Genomic DNA, 1,647 nt, shown 5'->3' on the forward strand with positions numbered 1-1,647 from the left:
TTAATAGTAGTATCAATCCAAGGTCAGGTCGGCATCAATACCCAAAATCCGGAAGCGACTTTAGAAGTGGTAGGGAAACCAAATGATGCCAATCATTATGACGGAATTATTCCTCCTCGAATTACAGGAAACCAACTCGCGGCAAAAACATATTCATCTTCAAAAAAAGGAACTGTCGTCTTTGTAACATCTCCGGCTACCAATTTATCAGGACAAGTCATTCAAATAAGTGAACCCGGATTATATTATTTTGATGGTAATTTGTGGCAAACATTTTCAAAAGAAAAGCAACCCACTGAATATAGAATTCTATTGACGTTTGACCATACCAGCACTACAGCTCTTACTGCAACTTCTACCTGGTCCGCTCCGGTTAATTATAATGGAAATACAAATAATTATTTAACCGCTTCTAAATACTATACGATTGGAACCAAAAATTATGGAGGCTTAAAAGGATCCGTATCATTCAGAAAAGTTAATGGTATCGTCAATGTAAAATTTCAAATATTCAGGTCGACTGATTCAGAACCAATTACTTCAGACGCACTTATACATATCCCGGATATCTTTAGTGACATAGGGTATATTCCTAACCAGATTGTTTTTTTACATCCTGAGAATTCAACAATGCTTATTCCAGCCTTGCTTGAAAATTTTACCATAAAAATTCCTCAAGCTTCTTTAGGCGCAATATCAACATCATATTATACTTATGGAGAAGCTCAGGGCTACTCAAATTGGATTAGACCCTATCTACAATAGAATACTAAAATTATAGCAATTAATATAAATTAAAACAGTTAATACGATTCTTAAGACCAAATGAATTTTAATAAAAAATAAAATGAAAACATTAATTTATTTTTTTCTGCCTTTCATAGCAATATCAATACAGGGACAGATTGGCATCAACACCCAGACGCCCGAGACCACTTTAGAAGTTGTAGGGAAACCTAATGATACCAATCATTATGACGGGATTATTCCTCCACGGATCAATGGAAACCAACTCGCAGCAAAAACATATTCATCTGCAAAAAAAGGAGCTGTCGTCTTTGTAACATCTCCAGCTACTAATTTATCCGGTCAGGTCATTCATATCACAAAGTCCGGATTGTATTATTTTGATGGTGATCTATGGAAGTCATTTATACAGGAAGACCCACTAAATACAGTTGCACTCAAGGGCAACACTTCTACGGTTGAACTTATTGTCAAGAACAGTCTGCATCTTAATTTTGATGAGAAAGAAAATTACATACTGGGCAATTCCAGAAGTCCAATCACCGGTGATTACAATTCTATTTTTGCAACAGATTCTAATATAACTTCGGGAAAAGGAAATTCAGCCAGTGCTTACGCAATGTCTCAAGGAGAAGTTACAGGCAAACTTAATTATGGTGCAGGAGTATCGGCATTGAATGGGATTGCAAACGGAGTGATTTCAGGAAGTAGAAATATCGGAATTGGTCCTGGAGCCATGTCATATATCACGTCAGGAAACGATAACATATCTATCGGCTATCTGTCCGGGACAGGAAACCGAACAGGGTCTAACAATATTTTCATTGGCATTGGCGCTGGTAGCCCGGCCACAGGAAACAGAAGCGTAAGTAATAAACTAGCTATACATTCAACCCCCGT

At 37.1% G+C, this 1,647-nt stretch carries 1 protein-coding gene and 1 pseudogene; both read left to right on the plus strand.

Annotated elements, in window-relative coordinates; translation table 11 throughout:
- A pseudogene (locus DRF58_RS18860) lies at positions 1–765 on the plus strand (hypothetical protein); the annotation flags it as partial.
- An 82-nt stretch (positions 766–847) separates the two neighbouring features.
- Positions 848–1,647 (plus strand): hypothetical protein (locus DRF58_RS18010; RefSeq protein WP_116037330.1); only part of this gene is annotated, 800 nt, incomplete at its 3' end.

Source organism: Epilithonimonas hispanica (assembly GCF_003385395.1).
Lineage (GTDB): Bacteria > Bacteroidota > Bacteroidia > Flavobacteriales > Weeksellaceae > Epilithonimonas > Epilithonimonas hispanica.